At 66.3% G+C, this 26,762-nt stretch carries 30 protein-coding genes and 1 tRNA gene; 16 read left to right on the top strand and 15 right to left on the bottom strand.

Annotation, left to right across the window (positions count from 1 at the left end; all coding sequences use genetic code 11):
- Window positions 1-16: 16 nt before the first annotated feature.
- Window positions 17-565 carry a peptide-methionine (S)-S-oxide reductase MsrA gene (gene msrA, locus AC1DQQ_RS11255; protein ID WP_478031332.1) on the bottom strand — a complete coding sequence of 183 codons (549 nt, stop codon included), beginning with the start codon at window positions 563-565 and terminating at the stop codon, window positions 17-19.
- Window positions 566-647: 82 nt separating this feature from the next.
- Here msrA and galE point away from each other — a divergent pair, with 82 nt between their 5' ends.
- Window positions 648-1,646: a UDP-glucose 4-epimerase GalE gene (gene galE / locus AC1DQQ_RS11250; RefSeq protein WP_478045197.1), complete on the top strand. Its 999-nt coding sequence runs from the start codon at window positions 648-650 to the stop codon at window positions 1,644-1,646.
- An 18-nt stretch (window positions 1,647-1,664) separates the two neighbouring features.
- On the opposite strand, the gene AC1DQQ_RS11245 is transcribed toward galE, so the two are convergent.
- Window positions 1,665-1,740: transfer RNA gene (locus AC1DQQ_RS11245), tRNA-Lys, on the bottom strand.
- A gap of 108 nt (window positions 1,741-1,848) precedes the next feature.
- On the opposite strand from AC1DQQ_RS11245, the gene AC1DQQ_RS11240 reads away from it, so the two are divergent.
- On the top strand, window positions 1,849-2,184 hold the full coding sequence (locus AC1DQQ_RS11240) for a hypothetical protein (protein WP_478045196.1): 336 nt from the start codon (window positions 1,849-1,851) through the stop codon (window positions 2,182-2,184).
- On the opposite strand, the gene folK is transcribed toward AC1DQQ_RS11240, so the two are convergent.
- Entirely contained in the window at window positions 2,181-2,636 is a 456-nt protein-coding gene (gene folK / locus AC1DQQ_RS11235; RefSeq protein WP_478045195.1) for a 2-amino-4-hydroxy-6-hydroxymethyldihydropteridine diphosphokinase, read from the bottom strand. The genes AC1DQQ_RS11240 and folK overlap by 4 nt on opposite strands.
- Before the next feature lie 26 nt (window positions 2,637-2,662).
- Here folK and AC1DQQ_RS11230 point away from each other — a divergent pair, with 26 nt between their 5' ends.
- Window positions 2,663-3,319: a uracil-DNA glycosylase gene (locus AC1DQQ_RS11230; protein ID WP_478045194.1), complete on the top strand. Its 657-nt coding sequence runs from the start codon at window positions 2,663-2,665 to the stop codon at window positions 3,317-3,319.
- Between the two features lie 31 nt (window positions 3,320-3,350).
- On the top strand, window positions 3,351-3,599 hold the full coding sequence (locus AC1DQQ_RS11225) for a hypothetical protein (RefSeq protein ID WP_478045193.1): 249 nt from the start codon (window positions 3,351-3,353) through the stop codon (window positions 3,597-3,599).
- A 13-nt stretch (window positions 3,600-3,612) separates the two neighbouring features.
- On the opposite strand, the gene AC1DQQ_RS11220 is transcribed toward AC1DQQ_RS11225, so the two are convergent.
- Window positions 3,613-4,485 (bottom strand): sigma-70 family RNA polymerase sigma factor, encoded by an 873-nt coding sequence (locus AC1DQQ_RS11220; protein ID WP_478045192.1) that lies wholly within the window; start codon window positions 4,483-4,485, stop codon window positions 3,613-3,615.
- 143 nt (window positions 4,486-4,628) lie between these two features.
- Between AC1DQQ_RS11220 and AC1DQQ_RS11215 the strand changes: the two genes are divergently transcribed.
- The gene (locus tag AC1DQQ_RS11215; protein ID WP_478045191.1) at window positions 4,629-5,252 is read left to right on the top strand and encodes a glutathione S-transferase family protein; all 624 of its coding nucleotides are present in this window, start codon (window positions 4,629-4,631) and stop codon (window positions 5,250-5,252) included.
- 42 nt (window positions 5,253-5,294) lie between these two features.
- Here the strand turns inward: AC1DQQ_RS11215 and aguB are convergent, their stop codons facing one another.
- Window positions 5,295-6,143, bottom strand: coding sequence for an N-carbamoylputrescine amidase (gene aguB / locus AC1DQQ_RS11210; RefSeq protein ID WP_478045190.1), 849 nt, complete (start codon window positions 6,141-6,143; stop codon window positions 5,295-5,297).
- Window positions 6,144-6,210: 67 nt separating this feature from the next.
- On the opposite strand from aguB, the gene AC1DQQ_RS11205 reads away from it, so the two are divergent.
- Complete coding sequence (locus AC1DQQ_RS11205) at window positions 6,211-6,615, top strand: low affinity iron permease family protein (RefSeq protein WP_478031319.1); 405 nt, start codon at window positions 6,211-6,213, stop codon at window positions 6,613-6,615.
- Between the two features lie 43 nt (window positions 6,616-6,658).
- Here the strand turns inward: AC1DQQ_RS11205 and AC1DQQ_RS11200 are convergent, their stop codons facing one another.
- A complete protein-coding gene (locus tag AC1DQQ_RS11200) occupies window positions 6,659-7,876 on the bottom strand; it encodes an FAD-dependent monooxygenase (protein WP_478045189.1) in 1,218 nt (405 codons plus the stop codon).
- Window positions 7,877-8,237: 361 nt separating this feature from the next.
- Between AC1DQQ_RS11200 and AC1DQQ_RS11195 the strand changes: the two genes are divergently transcribed.
- The 5 genes from AC1DQQ_RS11195 (at window position 8,238) to ribA (ending at window position 13,383) form a co-directional block, all read left to right on the top strand.
- Window positions 8,238-10,541 carry a DNA translocase FtsK gene (locus AC1DQQ_RS11195; protein WP_478045188.1) on the top strand — a complete coding sequence of 768 codons (2,304 nt, stop codon included), beginning with the start codon at window positions 8,238-8,240 and terminating at the stop codon, window positions 10,539-10,541.
- A gap of 67 nt (window positions 10,542-10,608) precedes the next feature.
- Window positions 10,609-11,232: a LolA family protein gene (locus AC1DQQ_RS11190; protein WP_478031314.1), complete on the top strand. Its 624-nt coding sequence runs from the start codon at window positions 10,609-10,611 to the stop codon at window positions 11,230-11,232.
- A gap of 163 nt (window positions 11,233-11,395) precedes the next feature.
- Window positions 11,396-11,518 carry a hypothetical protein gene (locus AC1DQQ_RS11185; RefSeq protein WP_478031312.1) on the top strand — a complete coding sequence of 41 codons (123 nt, stop codon included), beginning with the start codon at window positions 11,396-11,398 and terminating at the stop codon, window positions 11,516-11,518.
- A 19-nt stretch (window positions 11,519-11,537) separates the two neighbouring features.
- The gene (locus tag AC1DQQ_RS11180) at window positions 11,538-12,320 is read left to right on the top strand and encodes an exodeoxyribonuclease III (RefSeq protein ID WP_478031311.1); all 783 of its coding nucleotides are present in this window, start codon (window positions 11,538-11,540) and stop codon (window positions 12,318-12,320) included.
- Between the two features lie 10 nt (window positions 12,321-12,330).
- Window positions 12,331-13,383 (top strand): GTP cyclohydrolase II, encoded by a 1,053-nt coding sequence (gene ribA, locus AC1DQQ_RS11175; protein WP_478031309.1) that lies wholly within the window; start codon window positions 12,331-12,333, stop codon window positions 13,381-13,383.
- A 39-nt stretch (window positions 13,384-13,422) separates the two neighbouring features.
- Here the strand turns inward: ribA and AC1DQQ_RS11170 are convergent, their stop codons facing one another.
- On the bottom strand, window positions 13,423-14,106 hold the full coding sequence (locus AC1DQQ_RS11170) for an HAD family hydrolase (protein WP_478031308.1): 684 nt from the start codon (window positions 14,104-14,106) through the stop codon (window positions 13,423-13,425).
- On the bottom strand, window positions 14,103-14,765 hold the full coding sequence (locus AC1DQQ_RS11165; RefSeq protein ID WP_478031307.1) for a YggS family pyridoxal phosphate-dependent enzyme: 663 nt from the start codon (window positions 14,763-14,765) through the stop codon (window positions 14,103-14,105). Before AC1DQQ_RS11165 ends, AC1DQQ_RS11170 begins: the two co-directional genes overlap by 4 nt.
- Here AC1DQQ_RS11165 and AC1DQQ_RS11160 point away from each other — a divergent pair.
- Window positions 14,764-15,324 carry a thiamine phosphate synthase gene (locus AC1DQQ_RS11160; RefSeq protein WP_478031305.1) on the top strand — a complete coding sequence of 187 codons (561 nt, stop codon included), beginning with the start codon at window positions 14,764-14,766 and terminating at the stop codon, window positions 15,322-15,324. The two genes, AC1DQQ_RS11165 and AC1DQQ_RS11160, sit on opposite strands and share 2 nt — an antisense overlap.
- Before the next feature lie 85 nt (window positions 15,325-15,409).
- On the opposite strand, the gene AC1DQQ_RS11155 is transcribed toward AC1DQQ_RS11160, so the two are convergent.
- A complete protein-coding gene (locus AC1DQQ_RS11155) occupies window positions 15,410-16,066 on the bottom strand; it encodes a hypothetical protein (protein ID WP_478031303.1) in 657 nt (218 codons plus the stop codon).
- 229 nt (window positions 16,067-16,295) lie between these two features.
- Between AC1DQQ_RS11155 and AC1DQQ_RS11150 the strand changes: the two genes are divergently transcribed.
- From AC1DQQ_RS11150 to holA, 4 genes are read left to right on the top strand one after another with little or no spacing between them, the layout of a single operon-like run.
- Window positions 16,296-16,733, top strand: coding sequence for a DUF3576 domain-containing protein (locus tag AC1DQQ_RS11150; protein ID WP_478031301.1), 438 nt, complete (start codon window positions 16,296-16,298; stop codon window positions 16,731-16,733).
- 48 nt (window positions 16,734-16,781) lie between these two features.
- Complete coding sequence (gene leuS / locus AC1DQQ_RS11145; protein ID WP_478031300.1) at window positions 16,782-19,274, top strand: leucine--tRNA ligase; 2,493 nt, start codon at window positions 16,782-16,784, stop codon at window positions 19,272-19,274.
- Entirely contained in the window at window positions 19,271-19,768 is a 498-nt protein-coding gene (gene lptE, locus AC1DQQ_RS11140; RefSeq protein WP_478031299.1) for an LPS assembly lipoprotein LptE, read from the top strand. Before leuS ends, lptE begins: the two co-directional genes overlap by 4 nt.
- A complete protein-coding gene (holA, locus tag AC1DQQ_RS11135) occupies window positions 19,765-20,784 on the top strand; it encodes a DNA polymerase III subunit delta (protein WP_478031298.1) in 1,020 nt (339 codons plus the stop codon). The genes lptE and holA overlap by 4 nt, the downstream gene beginning before the upstream one ends.
- 198 nt (window positions 20,785-20,982) lie before the next feature.
- Here the strand turns inward: holA and AC1DQQ_RS11130 are convergent, their stop codons facing one another.
- From AC1DQQ_RS11130 to AC1DQQ_RS11105, 6 genes are read right to left on the bottom strand one after another with little or no spacing between them, the layout of a single operon-like run.
- Window positions 20,983-21,891: a ParB/RepB/Spo0J family partition protein gene (locus tag AC1DQQ_RS11130; RefSeq protein WP_478045187.1), complete on the bottom strand. Its 909-nt coding sequence runs from the start codon at window positions 21,889-21,891 to the stop codon at window positions 20,983-20,985.
- Window positions 21,888-22,673 carry a ParA family protein gene (locus AC1DQQ_RS11125; protein WP_478031295.1) on the bottom strand — a complete coding sequence of 262 codons (786 nt, stop codon included), beginning with the start codon at window positions 22,671-22,673 and terminating at the stop codon, window positions 21,888-21,890. The genes AC1DQQ_RS11130 and AC1DQQ_RS11125 overlap by 4 nt, the downstream gene beginning before the upstream one ends.
- Window positions 22,670-23,281: a 16S rRNA (guanine(527)-N(7))-methyltransferase RsmG gene (gene rsmG, locus AC1DQQ_RS11120; RefSeq protein ID WP_478031294.1), complete on the bottom strand. Its 612-nt coding sequence runs from the start codon at window positions 23,279-23,281 to the stop codon at window positions 22,670-22,672. Before rsmG ends, AC1DQQ_RS11125 begins: the two co-directional genes overlap by 4 nt.
- On the bottom strand, window positions 23,278-25,116 hold the full coding sequence (mnmG, locus tag AC1DQQ_RS11115; RefSeq protein ID WP_478031292.1) for a tRNA uridine-5-carboxymethylaminomethyl(34) synthesis enzyme MnmG: 1,839 nt from the start codon (window positions 25,114-25,116) through the stop codon (window positions 23,278-23,280). The genes rsmG and mnmG overlap by 4 nt, the downstream gene beginning before the upstream one ends.
- Before the next feature lie 37 nt (window positions 25,117-25,153).
- Window positions 25,154-26,434, bottom strand: coding sequence for a tRNA uridine-5-carboxymethylaminomethyl(34) synthesis GTPase MnmE (gene mnmE, locus AC1DQQ_RS11110; protein ID WP_478031291.1), 1,281 nt, complete (start codon window positions 26,432-26,434; stop codon window positions 25,154-25,156).
- A gap of 23 nt (window positions 26,435-26,457) precedes the next feature.
- Complete coding sequence (locus AC1DQQ_RS11105; protein WP_066824160.1) at window positions 26,458-26,688, bottom strand: DUF6489 family protein; 231 nt, start codon at window positions 26,686-26,688, stop codon at window positions 26,458-26,460.
- Between the last annotated feature and the right edge of the window lie 74 nt (window positions 26,689-26,762).

Below are 26,762 nucleotides of genomic sequence, written 5' to 3'. Positions count from 1 at the left end.
AGGGGAGCTGACGAGTTCAGGCCGCCGCCGTCTCGGCTTTCGACCGCGCGGCGAAGCTCTTGCGCAGCTTCTTGAGCTTGGGCGGGATCACCGCGAGGCAGTACGGATTCCGCTGGCCTTCGCCGTCCCAATATTCCTGGTGGTAATCCTCGGCGGGATACCACTCACCCAAAGGTTCGATCGTCGTCACGATCGGATTGGGCCACTCGCCCGCATTGCGGACGATCGCCGCCTTGGCTTCTTCCTCTTGCGCGGCATCGTGCGGGAAGATCGCCGAGCGATATTGCGTGCCGACGTCATTGCCCTGGCGGTTGAGTGTGGTCGGGTCGTGCGTCGCGAAGAAGATGTCGAGCAGGTCGGCATAGGAGATCCGCTCGGGATCGAAACCGACCCGGATCGCCTCGGCATGGCCGGTATCGCCGCCGCACACCTGTTTGTAGGTCGGGTTGGCGACATGGCCGCCGATATAACCGCTTTCGACGCTCTCGACGCCGATCACATCGTTATACACCGCCTCGGTGCACCAGAAGCAGCCGCCGGCAAGCGTCGCAAATTCGAGGGACATTCGTCTCACTCCCTTTTCAACTTGGCCTAAACATAGGTACGGCGCGCGCGGCGGCAAAGGGCCGGGCGAAAAGGACATATCGATGAGCAAGGGCAAGGTGCTGGTCACGGGCGGCGCGGGCTATATCGGCAGCCATGCGGTACTGGCCTTGCTCGACGCGGGCTGGGACGTATTGGTGGTCGACAATCTCGTCACCGGGTTCGACTGGGCGGTCGATCCACGCGCTACGTTGGTCGTCGCGAACATCGAGGATGACGAGAAGGTCCGCGCCGCGATGCGCGAGCACGACGTCCTCGCGGTGATGCACTTCGCCGGATCGGTGGTGGTGCCCGAATCGGTCGAGAACCCGCTCAAATATTATCGCAACAACACCGTCGCGAGCCGCGCGCTGATCGAAAGCGCGGTGGTGTCGGGGGTCAAGCATTTCATCTTCAGCTCGACCGCGGCGACCTATGGCACGCCCGAGCGCGTGCCGGTCGCGGAGGACGATCCCAAGCTGCCGATCAATCCCTATGGCATGTCGAAGCTGATGACCGAGGCGATGCTGAAGGACGTCGCCGCGGCGCATCCGATCAATTATTGCGCGCTGCGCTATTTCAACGTCGCAGGCGCCGACCCCCAGGGCCGGTCGGGCCAGTCGACCGCGGGCGCGACGCATCTGATCAAGGTCGCGGTCGAGGCGGCGACGGGCAAGCGCGATCATGTCGGCGTGTTCGGCACCGATTTCGCCACTGCCGACGGGACGGGCGTGCGCGATTACATCCATGTCAGCGACCTCGCCGCCGCGCACGTCCACGCGCTCGATCGGTTGATCGCCGAGCCGGGCGAGAACCTGACGATGAACGCCGGTTACGGCCATGGCTATTCGGTGCTGCAGGTGCTCGACGCGGTCGATCGCGTGACCAATCACGAGGTCAAGCGCGTGTTCCAGGGCCGCCGCGCCGGCGATCCGGCGGAATTGGTATCGGATAACCGCCGCATCCTGGCGACTCTGCCGTGGCGCCCGCAGTACGACGATCTCGACCGCATCGTCCGCGACGCGCTGGCGTGGGAGCGGGTGCTCGCCGAACGGCAGGGGTAAGCGACCCGGGGAAGGAATTGGTGGGCTCGCCGGGATTCGAACCCGGGACCTACAGATTAAAAGTCCGTTGCTCTACCGACTGAGCTACGAGCCCCAAGGTGGCGGCGCTTAGGGGGCGAGGCACGCCGGGTCAACCATTGCGCCGCTTGGCATCGGGCGCCGTCGCCGCTAGCCATGTCGAATTGCAGCGATAAGGGGCATCATGGCCAGCGATCCCGATCCTATGCGCCCGTCGGTGCGCCCGGTTCCTTATTATCCCGAACCCACATACTCGGAAGGGTCAGGCGCGGCGACCGCGTCGCTGGTTCTGGGCATCCTGGGGCTGATCTGTTCGATCATTCCGATCATCGGGCTGATCTCGTGGCTGCTCGCTCCCGCCGCGCTCATCACCGGCGGGATCGGGCTGAAGAGCCCGACCAGCAAGGGGCTTGCCGTTGGCGGGCTGGTGACGGGCGGGCTCGCTTTGATCGTCTGCCTGTTGTGGCTGGTGCTGTTCGGCGCGGCGCTCGCCTCGGTCGGAAGCCCGCGCACCTTCTAGCGGATACGCGCCGCGAGCTGGCGTATCGTCCGCCCCGTGACCGGATCGCGCCAGTCCGGCACGATCGCGGCAAGCGGCCGGAGCACGAAGTCGCGGCGGCGGAATTCGGGATGCGGCACGATCAGCCCGTCGCCCGCCCAGGCGCCGTCCGACCACAGGATGATGTCGAGGTCGATCACGCGGTCAGTCCAGCGCTGCCCGCGCCGCCGCCCGAACGCAGCCTCGATCGCCTTCAGCCGAGCCAGCAACTCGGGCGGGCTGTCCTCGCTCTCGATCAGCGCCGCGGCGTTGACGAAGCGCCGCCGCGCCGGCCCGAGCGGAGCGGTCGCGACCAACGGCGACGTCATGACGACACCGCCGATCGCCGCCAGCGCCGCGCGCACCTCGTCGGCGGGTGCGCCGTGACGGCCGCGGCGGTTGGAACCCAAGGCGATGACATAACTGGACGGCATGACGTCACGGGGCCTACCGCAAGCGCATGGACTTTGCACCCGGCCCGATCCCCGACACCGAACCGCCGCACGATTGCCCGCGCTGTCCGCGGCTGGTCGCGTTCCGCGAGCAATTGCGGGTCGAGCATCCCGATTGGTGGAACGCCCCGGTGCCCGCGTTCGGCGATCCCAATGGCTGGCTGTGTATCGTCGGCCTGGCGCCGGGAAAGAACGGCGCCAATCGCACCGGGCGGCCGTTCACCGGCGATTATGCCGGCGATTTGTTGTTCGCGACACTCGCCAAATTCGGCTTCACGCGCGGCACCTATCAGTCGCGGCCCGATGACGGACTGGCGCTCGACGGCGTGATCATCTGCAATTCGGTCAAATGCCTGCCGCCCGAGAACAAGCCGACGCCCGAGGAAATCCATAGCTGCCGCCCATTCCTGGCCGGTCAGGTCGAAATGCTGCCCAATGCCCGGGTGTTCGTCGCGCTCGGCCAGATCGCGCACCAATCGGCGGTCAAGGTGCTCGGCGGCAAGCTGCCCAAATGCCGCTTTGCGCATCTCGCCGAACATCGCGTGCCCGACGGGCGGATGCTGATCGATAGCTATCATTGCTCGCGCTACAATCAGAATACCGGCCGCCTGACCGCAGAGATGTTCGAGGCGGTGTTCGCGCGCGCGATCGAATTGCGCGGTTGAACTTCGTCCACGGTCGTCGGTTGTTTCGGGCATGACCCACGAACCGCCCGTCCCGCCCGACAACCAGTCGCCTTATCCGATCGCCGAGCCGCCGCACGAGCACCACGCGCCGCCGCCCGCTCCCGAACCCGAGGAGGAACAATCCGGTCGGGCGCGCATGTTGCTGGTGGGCGGAGCCGTCGCCGCGGGCGTTGCCGCGATCGGTGGGCTGACCGCATTCCTGCTCCACCGCGGCAAGTCGCGGCCCAAGGCTGCGCCAAAGGCCAGGCGGAAACGTTGACCGGTGCTTAGCCCTAAGCCAGCGGCGAGATCACCGCGTCGCGCAGCACGTAACGCGCGTGATAGAAATCGCGCAGCCGGACGATGCGGCCGTCCGCCCAATCGATCACGATCATCCCGGTCGGTGGTCCGGCCGGATCGGCGGGATCGTGGACAATCGCCACGGCGCGACCTTCGATCATGCCGACCGACAAGCGCCATGACGTCATTTCGGTATAACGCGTGAAATAGGTTTCGAATGCCGCGCGGTCGCGCGTCATCCGCGCCACCAGCTCGAACCGCACATCGTCGGCGAGCATCGCGCGAATCGCGTCGAAATCGCGCGCATTGAAGCGGTCGACATAGGTCTGCAGCCGGATCAGGTCGTCATGATCGGCGGGCGGCGAGGATGACGGCGCGTCGGCGAGCGTACGGAGGCGCGCGCGGCCGCGGTGCAACGCCGCCTTGGTCGCGGCCAGAGTCGTGTCGAGAATCCCCGCCGCTTCCTCGTTCGAATAGCCCAGCACGTCTTTCAGGATGACCGTCCCGCGCTGCAGCGGCGGCAGGTGCATGAACACCGCCAGCGCGGCACCGGCGGCAAAGCGGCGCGCGGCCTCGTCACCATCCGACACCATATCCTCCTCCTGGATCTCCTGCTCGCCGGCGCGGCGGGCACGCGCGCGCAAATGGTCGATCGCGGTATTGTGCGCGATGCGGAACGCCCAAGCGGTGCCATCCCCCTCCGGCGGGGTGCGGTCGAGTGCCGCCATGGCGCGCGCGATCGCGTCCTGGACGACATCCTCGCCATCGAGCACCGATCCCACCATCCGCGCGGCATAGCGATGCAGCGCCGGCCGTAGCTCGACCAGCAATGCCTCGATCCGTGTCCGATCCGTCTCGTCCGTCATGTCCCTCGCCATCCGCCATTCTTCTACCGGGAGAGACGGTGGCGGCGCGGAAAAAGATTCGGTCGCGCGAATCCTTTTTCGCCGAGCCTCCGTCCTTGGCGATAGCGGGCGGCGCTGGGCTGCCCGGTTCGACGGAGACAGACATGAAGCTCTATGCGCTGACCAAATCGCTGAATTCCCGCAAGGTTTTGGCGCTGATCCACCATCTCGACCTGCCAGTGGAGATTGACGCCATGACCGTCGAGCAGGTCCAGTCCGACGCTTATGGCGAGATCAATCCCAACCGCCTGGCACCAACCCTGGTCGACGGCGATTTCGTGCTGTGGGAATCGAACGCGATCGGTCTCTATCTCGCCGAGGGCAGCGCGATGATCCCGGCCGACCGCCGCCAGCGGCTCGACATGCTGCGCTGGCTGCTGTGGGAAGGCGTGCATTACAACAAGGCGCTCGGCACGATCTTCTTCGAATCGGTCGTGCGCCCGCAATTGGGCTGGGGCGAGACCAACCAGCCATTGGTCGACGATGCGCTGGTGCAGGCGGCGCGCCTGCTGCCGGTACTCGACGCCCATCTCGCGACGCACGAGTTCATGCTGGGCGACCGGCTGAGCTTCGTCGACTTCGCGATCGCCTCGGCCGAGCCGTATCGCGACGCGATGCCGGTCGACTTCGATGACTATCCCCATGTGCAGCGCTTCTACGACACGATCGCGCTGTTGCCGGCATGGCAAAAGGCATTGGGCCAGCCGCGGATGGCCGTCGCCGCGTGACATCAGCCGGGCGTCGCCATCGAGCGGCGCCCGGTTTCGCGATCAGATGTCCTGCACCAGCCGGCCGTACAGTTCCGGCCGGCGATCGCGGAAGAAGCCGAATGCGGCGCGGTGGCGCTTGACGCGGTCGAGGTCGAGCGTCGCGGTGATCACACCCTCTTCCTCGCGGCCCAGTTCAGCCAGGATGTCGCCACGCTCGTCGGTGATGAAGCTGGTGCCGTAGAAGGTCTGGCCATGCTCGGTGCCGACGCGGTTGGCGGCGACCACCGGCACGACGTTCGATACGGCATGCCCGACCATCGCGCGGCGCCACAATCGCGCGGTGTCGAGGCCTTCGTCATGCGGCTCGCTGCCGATCGCGGTGGGATAGAACAATATCTCCGCGCCCATCAGCATCATCGCCCGCGCGGTTTCGGGATACCATTGGTCCCAGCACACCCCGACGCCGAGCTTGGCCGAGGGGCCGTCCCACACCTTGAAGCCGGTATTGCCGGGGCGGAAATAGAATTTCTCTTCATAGCCCGGGCCGTCGGGAATGTGGCTCTTGCGATAGACGCCGGCGACCTTGCCGTCGGGATTGACCATCGCCAGGCTGTTATAATGATGCGGGCCGTCGGCTTCGAAGAAGCTGGTCGGAATCCACACTTTCAATTCCGCGGCGAGGTCCTGCATCGCCAACACCGCCCGATGCTCGGCGGTCGGCCGGGCATTGGCGAACAGGCCTTCGTCCTCGACGCGGCAGAAATATTCGCCCTCGAACAATTCGGGCGGCAGGATGACTTGCGCGCCCTTGCCCGCCGCCTCGCGGACCAGGCGCGAGACGTTGGCGATATTCGCCTCGATATCATCGGAAAAGGCGAGCTGGAGCGCGGCGACGCTGATCTGGGTCATGACCTCTGCCATAGCGGGGAAGGGTGGAAAGTGGCAGTCCCTGCCGCAGGTTCAAGAGGAGCGGCGAATGGAGCGTATTTTCGAGACGATCGCGGGCAAGGTCGCGAGTTGGACCGGGCGTCCGCCGGCGTTCGTCCTGGCGCTATCGGTGATCATCGTCTGGGGCGTGACAGGGCCGATCTTTCATTATTCCGACACGTGGCAGCTGATCATCAACACCGGCACCACCATCGTCACTTTCCTGATGGTGTTCCTGATCCAGAATGCGCAGAATCGCGACGGATCGGCGATCCAGGCCAAGCTCGACGAGCTGATCCGCTCGCTGCAAGGGCCGCGCGACGAGTTCGTTGGGATCGAGCATCTGACGCAGGATGAACTCGAGCAGATCAAGGCGAAGCTGGAAAAGGAATGCAGCGAGGTCGGCGCCGGCACCGACCACGCTTCGGTCCAGCGGCTGATCAATCGGTTGTGAGCCCTGCTTTTCCTCTCCCCTTCCGGGAGAGGAGTTGAATGGATCAAACCGCCAACCCCGCCAGCAATTTTGGCAACGCGCCCGATTCGCCGCGTGCTTCGGCAATGAAGCGGTCCTTGAGCATCGGCGCGTGCTGCACCGCCGATAGTCCGAATCGCCGCACCGCGCTGGCAGTCTTGCCGGGAATGCCGAACAATCGGGTCAGGCCGTCGGTCGCCGCCGCGACCATGAAGGTGTCGAGGCTGCGCCAGCGTTCGTAGCGCGTCAGCAGCGCGCGATCGCCGACGTCGAGCCCGATCCGCTTGCCGTCGACCAGCACTTCGACCAGGGCAGCGACGTCGCGGAAGCCGACATTGACCCCTTGTCCCGCGATCGGATGGATGCCGTGCGCCGCGTCGCCGACCAATGCCAGCCGCTCGGCGGTGATCGTCGCGGCATGATGGAATCCCAGCGGATGCGCGAAGCGTGGACCGAGCCAGGTGATCTTGCCGAGGAACCCGCCCATCTTGCGCTCGAGCTCGGCCATATAGCCGCGGTCGCCGAGCTTCTGCATGCCGGGGCCCTGGTTCCCGCGCACCGACCAGACGATCGCCGAGCGGTGCCCGCGATCATCGTCGTTCAAGGGCAGGATCGCGAACGGTCCCTCGGGATAGAAGATCTCGTAGGCGACGTTCTCGTGGCTGTGCTCGTGGCCGATCGAGGTGACCAAGGCGACATGGTCGTAGGTCCAGCGCGCGACGTTGAGCCCCGCCGCCTCGCGCGTCGGCGAATTGCGGCCCTCCGCGCCGATCAGCAACGACGCCCGCACCTGGCTGCCGTCGCTTAACGTGGCGCGAACGCCAGCTTCGTCGCGCTCGATCGCGACGGCGCGCGTCTGCATGTGAAGGTCGACGCCCGGCGCGGCGCCGGCGGCATCGAGCAAGGCGGCGCGCAGATCGCGATTCTCGAACATCGTGCCGAGCGCGCTCTCGCCCTCCTGCGGCACGAAATCGAGCGCCCCGGGTGCGAGCCCGTCCGACACGCGGATGCCTTCGATCGGACAGCCTTTGCCGGCTAGCCGGTCGGCGACCCCGATCGCGCGCAGCATGTTCATCGGTGCGCTGGCGATCGCCGAGGCGCGGCCGTCGAATCCCGCCGCGGTGACCACCGCCGGATCGGCCGGATCGACCACGATGCTGGTGATGCCATGCGCGTCGGCCGCGACCGCAAGCGCACTGCCGACCAGCCCGCCGCCAAGGATGAGGAGATCAGCCTGAGACATGCGGAATGCCCTACGACTTGACGTTCGGAGCGGCAATGGGGGGCGAGGAACGCAAATCCTCCCCGTTCACGGGGAGGGTGTTCGGACTTTGGCATGCCCCCGGCATGCCAAGATCGTGTCCGGGGGACACGATCTCGTCCGAACACATTGGCACAGCCAATGGTGGAGGGGGCGGGCCGCCAGCGAGTCCGGGGAGGCTAGCCCCCACCACCAAGCCGCTGCGCGTCTTGGTCCCCCTCCCCATAAATGGGGAGGATTTAGCTCGGCCAGCGCACTCTCCAACCACACCGCCTTGACGTCGGACTCGCGTAGAGCGAGAATCCATCGTGAACGCACAGCGTACATTTCGGGGGATTCGACCATGGCCAGCCGCGCGCAGACGCCGCTCTGGCGGGAAACGGTGAAGGCGGGCGCTGCCCGATCGGGCGCGATGATCGTCGCGGTGGCGGTCGCCGCGGTGTCGTTGCTGCTCGTCCTGTCGCTCGCCAGCTATCATTCGGGCGACCCGTCGCTCAGCACCGCGGCGGGCGGCCCGGCGCAGAATCTGCTCGGCTATCCCGGCGCGGTGATCGCCGACCTCGCCTATACCGTACTCGGCTGGCCCGCCTGGGGAATGCTGGCGATCGGCCCGGTGATCGCCTGGCGGCTGTGGCGCGACGAGGAGGTCGGCGGCTGGGTGCGGATGGTGCTGACCGCGGCGTTCGGGCTCGCGCTGGTCGCGACCGCGCAAGGGTTCTTGTCGAGCGGCGCTAGCCTCGACTGGCCGGCGGGCAAGAGCGGGCTGATCGGCATGCTGATCGCCGACGGGCTCAAATGGCTGATCGCGCTGATCGGCAATCCTGTTGCCATTCTGTGGACGGACCGCGTCGTCGGCGCGCTGGCCGGGCTGTCGGGCGCGGTGATCTGGTTCATGAGCCTCGAGGTCGGATTGCCGCGCGTGCCGTCAATGCCGCGGATCGGCCGCTCGGCCGAAGTACAGCGCCTGACTGACCAGCGTCCCGGCGATCGCGTGATCGACATGGAATCCGAACAGTCGATTCGCCAGCCGCGCGCGGTGGCGCTGCCCGACAACCGCCCGGCGCCGGTCATCGCCGAGCGCAATGCCGCGCCGCCCCCCGCCAAGCCGGCCAAGCCCAAGCAGGGCAGTTTCGACCTGCGCGACAATTATCCCTTGCCGCCGCTCGACCTACTCAAGCCGCCGCCGCCGTCGACCGGCGGGCCGATCGACAAGGCCGCGCTCGAACGCAACGCGCGGCTGCTCGAAACCGTGCTCGACGATTTCCACGTCAAGGGTCAGATCACCGCGGTCCATCCCGGCCCGGTGGTGACGATCTACGAGCTCGAGCCCGCCGCGGGAACCAAGGCGAGCCGCGTCGTCCAGCTCGCCGACGATATCGCGCGCAACATGTCGGCGGTATCCGCGCGCATCGCGCCGATCCCCGGCCGCACCGTGATCGGCATCGAATTGCCCAATGCGCGGCGCGAGACGGTCAATCTGCACGAGTTGATGGCCTCGGATGCGTTCGAGGATCAGTCGGCGTCGCTGCCGATCGTGCTGGGCAAGAACACCGCCGGCGATCCGGTCATCGTCGACCTGGCGCCGATGCCGCATCTGCTCGTCGCCGGCACCACCGGATCGGGCAAGTCGGTGGGCCTCAACTGCATGATCCTGTCGCTGCTCTACAAGCTCGATCCCAAACAGTGCCGGATGATCATGATCGATCCGAAGATGCTCGAACTGAGCATGTATGACGACATCCCGCATCTGCTCTCGCCCGTGGTCACCGACCCGTCCAAGGCGGTCCGCGCTCTCAAATGGGCGGTCGAGCAGATGGAGGACCGTTACCGCATGATGGCTTCGGTCAACGTGCGCGGGCTCGCCAGCTTCAACGACAAGGTGCGCGCTGCCAAGGTCAAGGGCCAGCCGCTCGGCCGCAAGGTCCAGATCGGCTACGAGGACGGCAAGCCGGTCTATGAGGAAGAGCAGCTCGAATTCGAGCCGCTGCCGCAGATCGTGGTCATCGTCGACGAGCTCGCCGATTTGATGATGACCGCGGGCAAGGAAGTCGAATTCCTGATCCAGCGGCTGGCACAAAAGGCGCGCGCCGCCGGCATCCACCTGATCATGGCGACGCAGCGCCCGTCGGTCGACGTCATCACCGGCGTGATCAAGGCGAATTTGCCGACGCGCATCTCGTTCAACGTCACCAGCAAGATCGACTCGCGCACCATCCTGGGCGAACAGGGCGCCGAACAGCTGCTGGGCAAGGGCGACATGCTGTACATGGCCTATGGCAAGCAGATCAGCCGCGTCCACGGCCCGTTCGTCAGCGACGACGAGGTCCGCGCGGTCGCCGATCACTGGCGTGCACAGGGCCAGCCCGATTACATCCAGTCGGTCACCGAGGAGAATGAGGACGGCTTCGCGCTCGACGGCGCGCCGCTGGGCGAGGATTCGGCCGAGGACCAGCAATATCGCGGCGCTATCCAATTGGTGGTCGAGAGCCAGAAGGCATCGACATCGTGGCTGCAGCGCCAGATGCGGATCGGCTATAATTCGGCGGCGCGGTTGATCGAGCGGATGGAAAAGGACGGCATCGTCGGGCGTCCCGACCATGTCGGCCGGCGCGAAGTGCTGCGCGACCGCGAGGGCAACCCGCTGTAGCTTCGGGCGTTCAGAGCGGGTTCAAGCCTTTGGCGCCACCCTGGTCGCCTGTTTCAGGAGAATATTCGTGACGTCTCGCGCCCTAGCGCTGTTGTTCGTGCCCGCTTTCGCCGCCACCGCTGCGATCGCCGCGCCGGCGGCGACCTCGCCCGACCTTGCCAAGGTCCAGGAGCATCTGCGCGCCGCCCAGTCGATGACCGCGGCGTTCAGCCAATATGATCGCAACGGCAAGACGCTGACCGGCACCCTGTCGTTGAAACAACCGGGCAAGCTACGCTTCCAGTACCAGAAGGGCGTGCCGATCCTGATCGTGGCCGACGGCAAGTCTCTATGGTTCCTCGACTATCAGGTCGGACAGAAACAGCGTTGGCCGATCGGCGGGTCGCCGTTGGGCGTCCTGCTCGATCCCGGCAAGGACATCAGCCGCTTCGCCAAGGTGATGCCGACTGCCGATCCTTCGGTCATTTCGGTCGACGCCAGCGATCCCAAACATCCCGAATATGGCCGCATCACGTTGGTGTTCGAGCGCAACGCGGCGGGGCCGGCCGGCCTCATCCTGCGCGGCTGGGTGGCGCTCGACGCGCAGAACAATCGCACGACGATTCGACTGTCGGACCCAAAGTTCAACGTGCCGATTTCCGACGGAACGTTCCGCTTCAACGATCCAGTGCGCGGCGGCCCAAGAAAATAACCGACCGTTCATCTGGGCGACAGCTTCGCCCGCTTAATACAGTTCTCGCGGATGTGGGGCGGTTCAGGATTTTCCCCCTGTTGCCTGAAACGGACCACTTCCCGCCTGCGTGACGAACGCTAGGTCGGCCCCTGTTCCATGCCCCCGGAACAGGGGCCTTTCCATGCGCAGCGCGGACGGCGGCGCCCCGCCGCCGATCTCGCGCCAGCACGGCCGGCGCCGCAACGCGGCGTTCGACGTCAACGACGCGGCTTTGCCGCGGCGCAGAGGTGACGAACGGCTATGAACTCCCTAAGTGCGCTTCCGTGAAGATCGTCTCCTGGAACATCAACTCGGTGCGGTTCCGCATCGAGATCGTCGAAAAATTCCTGCGCGAGGTCGCGCCCGACATCTTGTGCCTGCAGGAAACCAAGGTGATCGACGCCGACTTCCCCGCAGGCGCGTTCCGTGCGCTCGGCTACGACACGATCTTCCTCCACGGCCAGCGCATGCACCACGGCGTCGCGATCATCAGCCGAGTGCCGCTGGTCGAGGACGACCGATTCGACTGGCAAGCCAATCGCGAGGCGCGGCATGTCGGCGTGCGGTTGCCGAACGGCGTGCGGCTGGAGAATGTCTACGTGCCCGCGGGCGGCGACATCCCCGACCGCGAGGTGAACCCGAAGTTCGGCCAGAAGCTCGATTTTGTGGAGCGGATGACCGCCTGGTCGGCGACGCTCGATTGCCCGACCATCTTGACCGGCGACTTCAACATCGCGCCGCTCGAATCGGACGTTTGGAGCCACAAGCAACTGATCAAGGTCGTCAGCCATACGCCGATCGAGGTCGACGCGCTCAACCGGCTCAAGGATTCGAATTCCTGGGTCGACCTCGGGCGCCATTTCTACCCCGCACCGGCGCGGCTCCACACCTGGTGGAGTTACCGATCGCCCGATTGGACGGTCAATGATCGCGGCCGGCGGCTCGACCATATGTGGGCAACCGCCGACGTCGCCTCGACGGCGCGGTCGCATCAGGTGTTCGAGGACTGCCGCAACTGGCTCAAGCCGTCGGACCATGTCCCGATCATGACCGAGTTCGACCTGTGAAGGCGCGCCGATGAGCGCGCGTGATGTTGCCCGCGCGATCGACGCACTGCGCCGCGGCTGGCCGATCGCGATTCGCGGCGCCGGTGATCCAGTCGGGCTGCTGGCGATCGAAACCGCCGATGCCGGGCGGATGAAGGCGTTCGACCCCGAGGGCGATTCGCCGATCCTGTTGTCCGCCGGGCGCGCCGCGACGCTCAAGCTCGCCAATCAGCTCGAGGCGGCGATTCCCGATTCGCCGGTGCTGGTCGAGCGCACTTTCTGGATCGATTTCGACTGCGCGGTCGCGCTTGCCGATCCGCAGCTCGACATGGCGACGCCGATGAAAGGCCCGTTCCGCGCGATCCATGTCGAGGATCGTGACGTCATGGCGGCGGCCCTGTCGCTCGCACGCACCGCCGGTGTGCTTCCCGCCTTCTTCGTCGGCCAGGCGCCGGACGAGGTCATCACCATCGCCGATATCGAGGCATTCGAGGACCCGATCAGCCTGGCGATCGCCGCGCGCGCCAAATTGCCGGTCGCCGGCTCGGAGAATTCGGAGATCGTGGCGTTCCGCTCGCCCGATTCGCCGGGCGAGCATGTTGCCCTGATCATCGGCCAGCCCGATGGCCGCCCGCCGCTGGTCCGCCTGCACAGCGAGTGCCTGACCGGCGACGTGCTCGGCAGCCTGAAATGCGATTGCGGGCCGCAGCTCCATGCCGCGATCCACGCGATGGAGGATACCGGCTGGGGGATCCTGCTCTATCTCCGCCAGGAAGGGCGCGGGATCGGGCTGGTCAACAAATTGCGCGCTTATGCGCTGCAGGATCAGGGGTTCGACACGGTCGACGCCAATACGCGATTGGGGTTCGCGGTCGACGCGCGCGATTTCCGCGTCGCGGCGCGGATGCTCGATCTGCTCGGTCAGACAACGATCCGCCTGCTGACCAACAATCCGGAGAAAGTCCGCGTGCTCGAGGCGACGGGAATCACGGTCGCCGAACGCGTGCCGATCGCGCTGCCGCCCAATCCGTTCAATGCGAAGTACCTCGCGACCAAGCGCGATCGGACGGGGCACCAGCTTTAAGCCACGATTGGAGTGTTAGCCCAAGGTGACGGTTGGGCGTCAGGCGAGCAGGCTTGCCACGTCGTCAAAGTTCGATGCCACCGCCGCCACCCCGATCGCGCGCAGGCGGTCGGCATGATCGGGCGCGCAATGGCTGCCCGCGCACAGGCCGATGACGTGCCCGCCCGAGGCGACCGCGCCGGTTGCGCCGACCGGCGAGTCCTCGATGATCGCACAGTCGCCGATCGTCACGCCGAGCTTGTCGGCAGCATAAAGGTAGAGATCGGGCGCCGGCTTGCCACGCTCGACATGCTCGCGGCCCGAATAGAGATGATCACCGAAAATGTCGGACAGGCCGATATGCTCGAGATGGCGGCTGATCCAGCGCGTCGAGCTTGACGATACCACCGCCTTGGGCAGGTCCGTGGGCAGCGAACGGACGAAGGCGATCGCGCCGGCGACCTCGCCGATCCCTTCCGCCATCACGCGCGCATCCTCGGCCTCGCGCGCGGCGAAGAAGTCCTCGGGCAATGCGCGGCCGATCCACGCCTCCACCCGATCGAGGAAATCCTTGCCCGCATAGCCCATGAAATTGGCCATCGACTCTTCGGGCGTGGTCGGGTGGCCGATCGACGTCAGGAAATCGGCGATATGCTTGTTGCCGATATATTCGCTCTCGATCAGCACACCGTCGAAATCGAACAGCAACGCCGCGAACCTGATCGGGATCACACCGCCGCTCATGTCCGCGCTCCGAACAGTGCCGATCCGACGCGGACATGGGTAGCGCCAAGCGTCACCGCGGTCGGATAATCGCTCGACATCCCCATGCTGAGGCCGGTCAGGCCGTTGTCGCGCGCCAGCTTGGCGAGCAATGCGAAATAGGGTGCCGGTTCGACCTCGAGCGGGGGCACCGCCATCAGCCCGACGATCGGCAGATCGGCGGCGCGCGCTTCGGCGAGCAGAGCGGGCAGATCGGCGATCGCGCAGCCACCCTTTTGCGGCTCGTCGCCGATATTGACCTGGACGAAGCAACCGGGGCGGCGGCCGCTTTCCATCGCCTTGGCCAGAGCGGCAATCAGCGACGCGCGATCGACCGAATGGATTTCGTCGAACAGAGCCACCGCGTCGGCCGCCTTGTTCGATTGCAGCTGGCCGACCAGAGCGAGGCGGAGATCGGCGTGGCGCTCGCGCAGCGCCGGCCATTTTCCTTGCGCTTCCTGCACGCGATTCTCGCCGAACACGCGCTGTCCCGCGGCGATCAGCGGCTCGACCGCCTCGGCGGGGTGCGTCTTGGAGATGGCGATCAGCTCGATCGGGTCGCTGCGCCCGGCGAGCTTCGCCGCCCGGGCAATCGCATCGCGGACGCCGGCGAGCCGCGCGGCGGGGTCGTCGGTCGTCATGCCGCGCGCTATAGGCAGGGTCGTGCCGCATCGCCAGTCCCCGATCCCAGTTTTGTGGCTGATGACCGACGAGCGGCTCGGCGAGGGGTTGTGGGCGGCGTTGCGGCGCTTGCCGCGCGGGAGCAGCGTGGTGTTCCGGCATTATGCGACGCCGGCGCGGGAGCGGCGGGCGCTGTTTCGGCGCGTGGTGCGCGTTGCGCGCGCGCGCGGGCTAGTGGTGGTTCGGGCCGGGGAGCGGGCCGGGTTCGGCGAGGATGGAGTGCATGGCGGAGTGCGCGGGAGCGGGCTGCGGACGGCGGCGGCGCATGATCGGGCCGAGGCGGTCGCCGCAGTGCGGCGCGGGGTGGACGTGCTGTTCGTGTCGCCGGTGTTTGGGACTCGGTCGCATCCGGGGGTTGATGGGTTGGGCGAGCGGAAGGCGCGGCGGATTGCTCAAGGTCTGCCGGTTATCGTGATCGCGCTTGGCGGAATGGACGCGCGGAGATTCCGGGGAATGGCCGGGTTCGATGGCTGGGCGGCGATCGACGCGTGGGGCGCGGGCGGTGGCGGCGCGAAGTGAATTCGCGCCGTCGGTCCTCGCTACGCGAGGCCGGCCGAGCCCGTTTCCGAGCGCGATTTAACTGCGTTAAATCCCTGAAACGGGCTTAGAACCTGAACGCGGTTCCGACGTACACCGCCTGGCTGTCACGCTGCGCATCGGGCAGCGGGGCGAGGCGATCGCGATCCTGCGACTTGTAGCGGACGCCCGCGGTCACATCGAGATTGCGGCTGAGCGAATAGGACCCGCCGACATCGATCGAATCCTTGGGCAGAGATCCCACCAGGCGCGTATCGCCGACCGTGGTACGTTCACTGGTCGCCTTCAGCCTGTTGGCGCGGCGGACCGAGAAGCTGGTGCCGAGATCGATCGGCTTGGTGCCGACCGGGCTCGCGGCCAGATCGATCTTGAGATCGCTCGGCGTCACGACGTGCTTGACCGGAGCGTTGCGGCCGAGATCATAGGCGATCGGCGCCAGGCCGACCGAATCGGTATCGACCGTCGGCGCGCCGCGCAGCGTCACGACACCGGTCTTGACCGCTGGCGGCGGCGTCACGCGGCGTTGCGTGCCACGCGATTCGGCCGGCGTGAACCGGAACGGAGTCGTGTCGAGCCCGTTGCGCGCGATCAGCGCGGCAAGCTTGGGATCGGCCGAGGCCGGGGTGAAGAAAGACGCGACAGGGCGCGAAATCAACCGCTTGGCGGCATCGGGTGCGCCGATCGCGGGCACGGCAAACGCGGCGGTGACGGCTAGCGTCCCCACCACAGTTCCGAAAATTGCCCGCTTCCCAACCACGATTGGTTCCCTGCGACTCCAATAGTCATACAAGCCCTAACACGGTTCGATCCCGACTCGCCACAGGTGATCGCGTTTTTCCGCCGAGTGTTGCATTGCGTCCACAGACTCGTTCTGGTCTGTCGGCGCTTGCGGCGGACGGCCCTGTGTCTATAGATGCGCGATAATCTCCCCCTTTCGTATCAGGGAACGACCGATGACCCTTCTGCGCCGTGCCGCGTATCTGGCCCTTCCGCTCTCACTGATGGCGTGCGCGCACCACCGGGGAGGGCCCGCCAAGGCCGATATCGCCGCGTCGAAAGTGACGACGATCGGCGTCAACGCCTATCTGTGGCGAGCGACCCTCGACACGCTGAGCTTCATGCCGCTGCTCCAGACCGATTCCAACGGCGGCGTCATCGTCACCGACTGGTACGTCAATCCGCGCTCGCCCGGCGAGCGGATGAAAGTCACGGTGTCGATTCTCGACCAGGATTTGCGCGCCGACGCGATCCGCGTCGCGGCGCTGCGCGAAGTCAGCACCAACGGTCAGTGGGTTGCCGCACCGGTCCAGGCAGCGACGGTGCAGAAGCTCGAGGACGTGATCCTTACGCGTGCCCGCGACCTTCGTCGCCAGGCGATCGCTCCCAAATAAGCAAGAACCCGGCGGGCGGGTAATGCCCGCCCAGCAGGATAGACCCTAATGTCGCGCTTCAACCCGCTGAAAGCGGATGCCCATTGGCAAAAGATCTGGGATGATTCCCAGACCTTTGCCGCGCGAGACGATTCGCCCAAGCCCAAAAGCTATGTGCTCGAGATGTTTCCCTACCCGTCGGGGCGGATCCATATGGGCCATGTCCGCAACTACACGATGGGCGACGTGCTCGCACGCTATCGGCGGATGAAGGGGATGGAAGTGCTCCACCCGATGGGGTGGGACGCGTTCGGCATGCCGGCTGAGAACGCGGCGATGGAAAAACACGTCCATCCCGGCGGCTGGACCCGCCAGAATATCGCGACGATGAAGGCGCAGCTGAAGCGACTGGGCTTCGCGCTCGACTGGTCGCGCGAGATCGCGACGTGCGAGCCCGATTATTACGGCCAGGAACAGGCGCTGTTCCTCGACATGCTCGCCGCCGGCCTGGTCTATCGCCGCGAATCGGCGGTCAATTGGGACCCGGTCGACATGACCGTGCTGGCCAACGAGCAAGTGATCGACGGCCGCGGCTGGCGGTCGGGGGCGCTGGTCGAGAAGCGCAAGCTCAACCAATGGTTCCTCAAGATCACCCAATTCGCCGATGAGTTGCTCGAGGGACTGAAGGGGCTCGATCACTGGCCCGACAAAGTCCGGGTGATGCAGGAGAATTGGATCGGCAAGAGCCAGGGATTGCAATTCGCCTGGTCGCTGTCCGACGGCGGATCGGTCGAGGTGTTCTCGACGCGCCCCGACACGATCTTCGGCGCGAGTTTCATCGCGGTCGCCGCCGATCATCCGATCGCCCAGGGCATCGCCGCGCGCGATGCGAAGGCGGCCGCGTTCATCGAGCTGTGCAAGCAGGGCGGGACCACCGCCGCCGAGCTCGAGACGCAGGAGAAACTGGGCTACGACACCGGCATCACCGCGACACATCCCTTTGATCCGGCGTGGCAAATCCCGGTCTATATCGCGAACTTCGTGCTGATGGACTATGGCACCGGCGCGGTGTTCGGCGTGCCCGCGCACGACCAGCGCGACTTCGAATTCGCGACCAAATATCAGCTGCCGATCCGCCGCGTCGTATCGGACGGCGACAAGACCGACGTTAAGTTCGACGGCGCCGAAGCCTATTCAGGCCCGGGCACGATCGTGAACTCGCACTTCCTCGACGGCATGGATGTCGAGGATGCCAAGCGCGAGGTGATCATCCGCGCCGAGGCGGGCGGCTGGGGCAAGGGCACCACCGTCTATCGCTTGCGCGACTGGGGAGTCAGCCGTCAGCGTTACTGGGGTACGCCGATCCCAATCATCCACTGCGACCAATGCGGCGCGGTGCCGGTGCCGCGCGATCAGCTGCCGGTGGTGTTGCCCGAGGATGTTGCCTTCGACATCCCCGGCAATCCGCTCGACCGCCATCCGACCTGGAAGCATGTCGATTGCCCGTCGTGTGGCGGCAAGGCCGTGCGCGAGACCGATACGCTCGATACTTTCGCCGATTCGTCCTGGTATTTCATCCGCTTCGCCAGCCAGCCCAAGGACAGACCGTTCGACCGCGCCATGGCCGAGCAATGGCTGCCGGTCGGGCAATATATCGGCGGGGTCGAGCATGCGATCCTGCACCTGCTCTATGCCCGCTTCTGGACGCGCGCGTTGAAGCATATCGGCATGCTCGACATCGCCGAGCCGTTCGCCGGGTTGTTCACCCAGGGGATGGTCACGCACGAAACCTACAAGTCGGTCGAGGGCAAATGGCTGAGCCCAGATGACGTGCGTGACGGCAAGGAGATCGCCACCGGGCAACCGATCACGGTCGGCCGCACCGAGAAGATGTCCAAGTCGAAGAAGAACACGATCGATCCCGAGCCGATCGTCGACCAATATGGTGCCGACGCGACGCGCTGGTTCATGCTGTCCGATTCGCCGCCCGAGCGCGACCTCGCCTGGTCCGAGGCGGGGATCGAGGGCTCGTGGCGCTTCGTGCAGCGGCTGTGGCGCCTGGTCGACGGGATCGAGCAGGGCGAAGGCAATGACGTCGTGCTCGACCGCAAGCTGGCGCAGACGATCGCCGGCGTCGCCGTCGATATCGAGGCGCTGCAGTTCAACAAGGCGGTCGCCAAGCTCTACGAACTGGTCAACGCGATCGAGAAGGCCAAGCCGTCCGCGTCGCGCAGCAACGCGATCCGTACGCTCGTCCGCCTGGTCTCGCCGATGACCCCGCATCTCGCCGAAGAAGCCTGGGCGGCGATGGGCGGATCGGGACTGGTCGCCAATGCCGACTGGCCGTCTTATGATCCGGCGTTGCTGGTCGAGGATGAGGTGACGATCGCGGTGCAGGTCAACGGCAAGTTGCGCGATACGTTGGTCATGCCCAAGGGCAGCGACAGAGCGGTGGTCGAAGCCGCGGCGCGCGCCAATCCCAACGTGCTCCGCATCCTGGACGGCGCCGAACCGAAGAAGGTGATTGTCGTGCCCGATCGTCTGGTCAATCTGGTCGCATGAAGCGACTCGCGCTCCTCCTCGCGCTGGCGACCGCCGGCTGTGGCCTCCACCCGCTCTATGAAGGCGGGGCTTCGGGTCCGGTCGCTTCCAGCCTGTCGCGAATTGAGGTCGCGCCGATTGCCGGCAAGAACGGCTATCTGATGTCGACCGCGCTGCGCGATCGCCTGCCCTCGCGCAGCGGCGAGCCGGCGCTGTACCGGCTCGAGGTCAAGCTCGACGATTCGATCACCGGCCTGGGCGTGAAGCGCGACGACACCATCACGCGCGAGCGCCGGTCGCTGCGCGCGCGGTACCAGCTGGTCAATGCGTCGAGCGGCGAAGTGCTGGTCGACGCGACCGCGGGGTCGGATGCCGGCATCGACGTGGTCAATTCGGAATATGCCACGATCGCGGCCGAGAACACCGCGCTCGAAAACCTGTCGCAGATCGTCGCCGATCAGATCGTCACGCGGATCGCCGTCTATCAGCGCCGCGCCGCCGCCTCGGCGAAGTGAAAGCGTCCGAAAATCAGCTAGTTAACTCGCTGGATTCGGCGGCTTCCGCGGTTCGGCTCTATCTGCTCCACGGTCCCGACGAAGCGGGCGCGATGGACTATGCCACGCGGCTGGGACGGGCGCTTGGCGCCGATGCCGAAAAGGTCGCGATGGAAGGGCCCGCGCTGCGCGGCGATCCCGGAAAGCTGGTCGACGAAGCGCGGTCGCTCGCCTTGTTCGGTGGGCGGCGCTGGATCCTGGTCGCCAATGCCGGCGACGAATCGCTCGAGGCCGCGCAAATGCTGCTCGCCGAGCCGCAAGTCGAGCATCCGGTGGTGATGATCGGGCCGGGGCTGCGCACCACCTCGAAGCTGGTCCAGTTCGCGATCGCGCAGCCGGCGGCGATGAGCTTCGCCTGCTACATTCCCGATGGCGCCAATGCCGACCGCATGGTGGTCGGGATCGCGCGCGAATACGGCCTGCGCCCGACGCCGACGGCGATTCGGCGGTTGATGGCGGCATCGGGCGGCGATCGCAGCGTGATCGCGCGTGAAGTGGAGAAACTCGCGCTCTATCTCGACGCGGCGACCGACCGGCCGCGCGAGCTCGACGACGAGGCGCTCGACGCGCTGGGGGCCGATCTCGGCGAATCGCAAATGTCCGACGTGGTCGATGCCGCGCTGGAGGGGCGGGTGCACGACATCGCGCGCGAACTGGCCCGATTCGCCGATTCGGGCGGTGCTGCGATCCCATTGCTGCGCCAGATCGTCCGCAAGCTGATGACGCTGGCGGCGATGCGCGCCGAGGTCGATGCCGGCAAACAGCCATCGGCGGTGGTCAAGGCACGGCGAGTCCATTTCCGCGAGGAACCGGGGATGATCCGCCAGGTCCAGAAATGGAAATCGCCCGACATCGCCGCGGCGATCGACCGGTTACGGCGGGCCGAACGTCAGTTGATGGCGCCGGGCGGGGCAGGGGAATTGTTGTCCGACGTCGCGATTACGGAGACGACACGCGCCGCGGCGCGGATGCGGTAGATTTGGTTCACGCAAAAGCGCGAAGGCGCGAAGGCGCGAAGAAGAATAGATTGATGTTCGCGCGGAGGCGCGGAGAGCGCGGAGGTGTTTCGCTGTGGGCTGCGCGCGAAACTCAAATGCGGCGATCAAACGCTGAGCCTCGCTCGCGCAGCGAGGCTCTCCAAAATCTCCGCTTTCTCTGCGCCTTCGCGTGAACAATTAAAGCGGTTCGCCGGTTAGCCGCTGGCACACCATGTCGAGCTGGTCGAGCGTCGAATAGGACACGGTCAGCGTCCCGCCCTTCGCCCCATAGGTGATCTTCACGCCCAGCCCGATCACGTCGGTCAATTGGCGTTCGAGCGCGGCGATATCGGCATTGCGTCCGCCATGGCCACCACCACTGCCACCGCCATGGCCGCCCGATGTCCCGTCATCCTTCGCTGCCTTGGCCAGCCGCTCGGTCTCGCGCACCGACAGGCCGCGAGCCACTACCTCGGCTGCGAGGCTTTCCACATCCGGGGCGCCGATCAAGGCGCGCGCATGCCCCATGTCGATCTTGCCGTCGGTCAACAGCGACAGGACAGATTCTGGAAGGTCAAGCAATCTCAATAGGTTAGATATATGACTGCGCGACTTGTGGACCAGCTTGGCCAGCGCTTCCTGTGTATGGCCGAACTCGTTGATCAGCCGCTTATACGCATCGGCCTCTTCGACTGCGTTGAGATCGCGGCGCTGGATATTCTCGAGCAGCGCGATTTCGAATGTATCGGCATCGTCGAGTTCGCGGACGATCACGGGGACTTCGTGCAGCCTTGCCCGTTGCGCCGCACGCCAGCGCCGCTCGCCGGCGACGATCTGGTAGTTGCGGCCATGCGGACGGACCAGGATCGGCTGGAGCACGCCGCGCGCGGCGATCGATTGCGCCAGCTCCTCGAGTGAGGCTTCGTCGAACACGCGGCGCGGCTGGCCCGGCTGTGGCGTCAGCGCGCCAACCGGCAGCATGCGAATACCCGCGGGTGTTTCGCCGCCACCCACCGTCGGCACCGCTTCGGGCGCGATGTCGCCGAGCAGAGCGTTGAGGCCGCGGCCAAGGCTGGGGCGCGGCTTGCGGGGAGCTTCTGTGGTCATGCGGCGATCGCCGGGGCAGCGGGGGGCAGGCGCCCAATCAACTCACGCGCCAGCGCCATATAGGCTTCGGACCCCGAACAGCGATAATCGTAGATCAAGGCTGGTAGCCCATGGCTAGGCGCTTCGGATAGCCGCACGTTGCGCGGGATCACCGTGTCGAACACCACCTTGCCCAGCACCGCGCGGACATCCGCCGACACCTGGTCGGTCAGCCGGTTGCGGCGATCGTACATGGTGAGCGCGACCCCCAGGATCGCGAGGCCGGGATTGAATCGCGAGCGGATGCGCTCGACCGTCGACAGCAACTGGCTCAGGCCTTCCAGCGCGAAGAATTCGCATTGCAGCGGCACGAGCAAAGAATCGGCCGCGACCATCGCGTTGATCGTCAGCAAGCCGAGCGAGGGGGGGCAGTCGATCAGCACGACATCCCAGCGGTCGCTCGCGACTTCAAGCGCATGGTCGAGCCGGTGCGTGCGCTCCTCATAATCGACCAGCTCGATTTCGGCGCCCGACAGGTCGACCGTCGCGGGGACGATGTCGAGCCCGGGCACCACCGTCCCCACCACCGCGTCGACTACTGAGCAGTCGCCGATCAATATGTCGTAGCTCGATTTCTTGCGATCAGCGCGGTGGATACCGAGCCCCGTCGAGGCATTGCCTTGCGGGTCGAGGTCGATGATCAGCACGCGCTTGTCGGTTGCCGCCAGCGCGGTGCCCAGATTGATCGCCGTCGTGGTCTTGCCCACGCCGCCCTTCTGGTTGGCCACGGCAATGACGGTCATCGCGCCCGTACTCCGCGCGCGATCACGATGCTTGATACAGGATCGGTGATGCTCTGTTCCACGTGGAACATTCCATGCCATCTTTGCTTGGCGCGCGCCACCTCTTCGCGCGCCGCTCGGCCCTTTGGTAGCAGCCAAAGTGTCTCATTGCTGGCGCATTGTGCCGCCGACGCGATCACTTGTGCCACCTGCGCGACTGCCCGCGCAGAGATGACCGCGACGGGTTGGCGAACATTCTCGACCTTGCCGGTGATCACCTCGACCTGGGGAAGGGCAAGCGTCGCAGCAGTTTCGCGCAGGAAATCGGCACGCAACCGGCGCGGCTCGACCAGGATGAACCGGCGTTCGGGCTGCACAGCCGCCAGCGCGAGCCCGGGAAATCCCGCGCCCGTTCCGATATCGAGCCAATCCCCCTTGTCGGGCGCCAGCGGCGCGAGCTGCAGCGAATCCACGATATGCCGCGACCAGATCGTCGCCAGCGTCGAGCGCGCGATCAGATTCTGCTGATCGCTTTCGACCGTGACGATCGCCGCTAGATGCTCGAGCCGGGCAATTGCCTCGGCGTCGAATCGCGCCGCTGCCCAGTCTTGCGCTTCATCCTCGGTCATGCCGCGGCCCGTGTCGCGTGAAGCAGGATCGCGGTAAGGGCGGCCGGCGTGATCCCTCGGACACGTCCTGCGGCTGCCAGGGTCGCGGGTCGGGCAGCGGTCAGCCGCTCGACCATTTCGTTAGACAGGCCGGGAATCGCCTCGAAGTCGAGATCCGATCGCAGCGCGATGCGCTCGCTTGCACGCAGCTCGGATACTTCGGCCTCTTGCCGCTCGACATAGGGAGCGTAGCGCGCGTCCTCGATCGCCTCATCGACGACGGGGGTAGGCGATGCGGCAAGGGCGGGGGAGACGTGCGCCAGCTCGACACCGGGAAAACGCAGCCACTCACCGGCGGAACGTCGCGCACCGTCCTGCGCGACCTGCGCTCCACGCGCTGCCAGCGCGCTCGCGGTGAGCGGCTCAGCCAGGTGCGCGTCGACCGCGGCGCGTTCCGCCTCGCGCCCGCGGACGTGCCGTAACCGCTCGTCGCCGAGCAGGCCGGCCGCCTCGGCAACCGCGCTCAGCCGCGTCTCGGCATTGTCGGCGCGCAGCCGCAGCCGGAACTCGGCGCGCGCGGTGAGCATGCGATAGGGCTCGGTAACGCCTTGGAGGACCAGATCGTCGATCATCACGCCGAGATAGGATTGCGCGCGGTCGGGGAGGAAGTCAGCGACGCCAAGCGCGACCGCCGCTGCGTTGGCGCCGGCGACCAGGCCCTGAGCCGCGGCTTCCTCATAGCCCGTCGTCCCGTTGATCTGCCCGGCGCAGAACAGGCCGGGTAATGCTGCGACCGCCAATCGGTGATCGAGCGCTCGCGGATCGATATGATCATATTCGACCGCATAGCCGAACGCGGTGATCCGGGCTCGCTCGAGCCCCGGAATCGAGGCAACCAGCGCCTGTTGCACATCGGTAGGCAGGGAGGTGGAAATGCCGTTGGGATAGACCGTGGCGTCGTCCAGTGCCTCGGGTTCGAGGAAAATCTGGTGCCCATCACGATCGCCGAAGCGATGCACTTTGTCTTCGATCGATGGGCAATAACGCGGGCCGACACCTTCGATATCTCCGGAAAGGAGCGGGGAGCGATCGAGGCCTCCACGAATAATCGCGTGCGTCGCCTCGGTCGTCCGGGTGATCGCGCACCACAATTGGGGAAGGGGACGCCCCGTCGACAGCGCCGACATCGTCCAGCTATCCGCTTCGGACGGCTGCGTTTCGGTCCGCGCCCAGTCGATCGTCCGCCCGTCCAGGCGCGGCGGCGTGCCGGTCTTGAGCCGCATCATCGGCAGGCCGAGATCGCGCAACTGCACGGCCATCACCGTTGCCGCGCGCTCGCCGAGCCGGCCACCCGCGTCGCGCTCGTCACCCCGAAACATGCGGGCGCCAAGGAATGTCCCGGTGGCCAGCACCACCGCTGGCGCGGCGAGGCGCATGCCATCCGCCATCTCGACGCCGGCAACCCGACCGCCGTCGATCGCCAACGCCGTCGCTTCGTTAGCGACGATCCGCACGCCATCGTGCTGCGCGAGTAGCTGGCGCACCGCGGCGCCGAACCGGGCGCGATCGGCCTGGATGCGTGGGCCACGTACCGCAGCGCCCTTGGAACGATTGAGCAGGCGATAGTGGATCGCGCCGGCATCGGCGGCGCGCGCGATGATCCCGTCGCAGGCATCGACCTCGCGAACCAGATGCCCCTTACCGAGTCCACCGATGCTGGGGTTGCACGACATCGTCCCGATATTGCGCGCGTCGAATGTGACCAACGCGACCGACGCGCCGCGTCGCGCGGCCGCCGCGGCGGCCTCGACACCGGCATGGCCGCCGCCGATCACGATGACATCGAAGCTGTTCATGGCGGCGCGATTAGCAGGGATGTTCCACGTGGAACACTCACTTTCCGATGCAGAACCTAGAGAACAAGGCATCCAACATCGCTTCGATGCCGACATCGCCGGTGATTCGCGCCAGCGCCACGTTGGCCCGCCGCAATGCGTCGGCAACGACGAGCTCGTCCGATGCACCGATGTCACCAAGTGCCTCAAGCGCCTCCTGGCAATGAGCCCGCTGACGTTGATTGAGCGCCATATCGCCCGCGCCGGGGATCAGCGCCGATGAGCGGATGACCAGCAACTCCCACAATTGCTCGACTCCGGAACCTGTTTCCGCCGACACCGCGAGCGCCGCACCGTCCGGCGCTTCCTCACGGCCGGCCATATCGGCGCGGGCATGGAGCCATAGCATCCGGTCCTCGGGCGGGTTCTCGTCACCCAACCACAGCACCAGATCGGCCCCGGCGATCGCCTGCCCAGCACGATCGATTCCGATCGCCTCGATCACGTCGCCCGTCGAATCCCGCAGCCCGGCTGTATCGGTCAAGACGAAGGGGATGCCGGCTCGCGAGACCGGCACCTCGATCCGGTCGCGCGTCGTCCCCGCGATCGGCGAGACGATCGCCGCCTCGCGCCTGGCCAATGCATTGAGCAAGGTCGACTTGCCGCTATTGGGCGGGCCCGCCAGTACGACCCGGATGCCGTCGCGCAGGCGATCCACCGCAGGAGCGCTAAGCGCCGCTTCGATCGCGGACGCCACCGTCCGGGCGCCGCTTCGAATGCTATCGAGCAACACCGGGTCGACGTCGGCCTCGTCCGAAAAATCGAGCGACGCTTCGAGCCGTGCCGCCAGTCCAAGCAGCGCGGCGCGCCAATGGGCGATCTGCCGCGACAGCGTGCCGTCAGCCATCGCCAGCGCCGCGCGCCGCTGCAATTCGGTCTCCGCCGATAACAGATCGCCAAGGCCTTCCGCTTCGGCAAGATCGATGCGGCCATTGGTCAGCGCCCGCCGGGTGAACTCGCCTGGCTCGGCCCGCCGCAATCCCGGCTGTCGGGCCAGAGCCGCCTCGACCGCGGCAACTACCGCGCGACCGCCATGGACGTGCAGTTCGACCAGATCCTCGCCCGTCGCGGTGTTGGGGGAGGGGAAGACCAGCACCAGCGCGCTGTCGAGATGATCGCCGCTCGCCGGGTCGCGCAAGGTCCGCAGCCGTGCTTCACGTGGAACAGGCAAATCGCCAGCTAGCGCCCGCGACGCCGCAAGAGCCTGTGGGCCGCTGATACGGATGACCGCGATCGCCGCCGGCGGCAGACCGGACGAAGGGGCAAAGATCGTGCTCATGGCAATGTCACGCCAAACGGCGATTACTCGCTCTTGCCGCCCTCGAACATCTTGCGCCAGAATTGCATCCCGGCATCGCCCATCGGCATCCAGCTCTTCATCATCGTCTCGAGCAGTTCGGGCTTGACCATATTACCGTCCATCGCGCCCATCAGCGCCTGGACATATTTGTCATGGATCGGCGTCAGATCGGGCAGGCCGATCGCGCGGCGCGCCTCTTCGGGGGTGCAATCCACCTCGACATTGATCTTCATCGCCGAAACTCCGCTTGAGCGCGCCGGCCGCGCTGCTACCTGTTTGAACGACCTGTATGCGCGCGACGGACCAT

Source organism: Sphingomonas sp. P4_G3, assembly GCF_056401105.1.
Note: the sequence above shows the minus strand (reverse complement) of the source record. Positions and strands in the feature narration are given on the sequence as shown.

Coding starts and splice junctions, on each gene's coding strand:
- msrA (WP_478031332.1), bottom strand. CDS start 565: ATGTCCCTCGAATTTGCGACGCTTGCCGGCGGCTGCTTCTGGTGCACC.
- galE (WP_478045197.1), top strand. CDS start 648: ATGAGCAAGGGCAAGGTGCTGGTCACGGGCGGCGCGGGCTATATCGGC.
- AC1DQQ_RS11240 (WP_478045196.1), top strand. CDS start 1,849: ATGGCCAGCGATCCCGATCCTATGCGCCCGTCGGTGCGCCCGGTTCCT.
- folK (WP_478045195.1), bottom strand. CDS start 2,636: ATGCCGTCCAGTTATGTCATCGCCTTGGGTTCCAACCGCCGCGGCCGT.
- AC1DQQ_RS11230 (WP_478045194.1), top strand. CDS start 2,663: ATGGACTTTGCACCCGGCCCGATCCCCGACACCGAACCGCCGCACGAT.
- AC1DQQ_RS11225 (WP_478045193.1), top strand. CDS start 3,351: ATGACCCACGAACCGCCCGTCCCGCCCGACAACCAGTCGCCTTATCCG.
- AC1DQQ_RS11220 (WP_478045192.1), bottom strand. CDS start 4,485: ATGACGGACGAGACGGATCGGACACGGATCGAGGCATTGCTGGTCGAG.
- AC1DQQ_RS11215 (WP_478045191.1), top strand. CDS start 4,629: ATGAAGCTCTATGCGCTGACCAAATCGCTGAATTCCCGCAAGGTTTTG.
- aguB (WP_478045190.1), bottom strand. CDS start 6,143: ATGACCCAGATCAGCGTCGCCGCGCTCCAGCTCGCCTTTTCCGATGAT.
- AC1DQQ_RS11205 (WP_478031319.1), top strand. CDS start 6,211: ATGGAGCGTATTTTCGAGACGATCGCGGGCAAGGTCGCGAGTTGGACC.
- AC1DQQ_RS11200 (WP_478045189.1), bottom strand. CDS start 7,876: ATGTCTCAGGCTGATCTCCTCATCCTTGGCGGCGGGCTGGTCGGCAGT.
- AC1DQQ_RS11195 (WP_478045188.1), top strand. CDS start 8,238: ATGGCCAGCCGCGCGCAGACGCCGCTCTGGCGGGAAACGGTGAAGGCG.
- AC1DQQ_RS11185 (WP_478031312.1), top strand. CDS start 11,396: ATGCGCAGCGCGGACGGCGGCGCCCCGCCGCCGATCTCGCGCCAGCAC.
- ribA (WP_478031309.1), top strand. CDS start 12,331: ATGAGCGCGCGTGATGTTGCCCGCGCGATCGACGCACTGCGCCGCGGC.
- AC1DQQ_RS11170 (WP_478031308.1), bottom strand. CDS start 14,106: ATGAGCGGCGGTGTGATCCCGATCAGGTTCGCGGCGTTGCTGTTCGAT.
- AC1DQQ_RS11160 (WP_478031305.1), top strand. CDS start 14,764: ATGCCGCGCGCTATAGGCAGGGTCGTGCCGCATCGCCAGTCCCCGATC.
- AC1DQQ_RS11165 (WP_478031307.1), bottom strand. CDS start 14,765: ATGACGACCGACGACCCCGCCGCGCGGCTCGCCGGCGTCCGCGATGCG.
- AC1DQQ_RS11150 (WP_478031301.1), top strand. CDS start 16,296: ATGACCCTTCTGCGCCGTGCCGCGTATCTGGCCCTTCCGCTCTCACTG.
- leuS (WP_478031300.1), top strand. CDS start 16,782: ATGTCGCGCTTCAACCCGCTGAAAGCGGATGCCCATTGGCAAAAGATC.
- lptE (WP_478031299.1), top strand. CDS start 19,271: ATGAAGCGACTCGCGCTCCTCCTCGCGCTGGCGACCGCCGGCTGTGGC.
- AC1DQQ_RS11130 (WP_478045187.1), bottom strand. CDS start 21,891: ATGACCACAGAAGCTCCCCGCAAGCCGCGCCCCAGCCTTGGCCGCGGC.
- AC1DQQ_RS11125 (WP_478031295.1), bottom strand. CDS start 22,673: ATGACCGTCATTGCCGTGGCCAACCAGAAGGGCGGCGTGGGCAAGACC.
- rsmG (WP_478031294.1), bottom strand. CDS start 23,281: ATGACCGAGGATGAAGCGCAAGACTGGGCAGCGGCGCGATTCGACGCC.
- mnmG (WP_478031292.1), bottom strand. CDS start 25,116: ATGAACAGCTTCGATGTCATCGTGATCGGCGGCGGCCATGCCGGTGTC.
- mnmE (WP_478031291.1), bottom strand. CDS start 26,434: ATGAGCACGATCTTTGCCCCTTCGTCCGGTCTGCCGCCGGCGGCGATC.
- AC1DQQ_RS11105 (WP_066824160.1), bottom strand. CDS start 26,688: ATGAAGATCAATGTCGAGGTGGATTGCACCCCCGAAGAGGCGCGCCGC.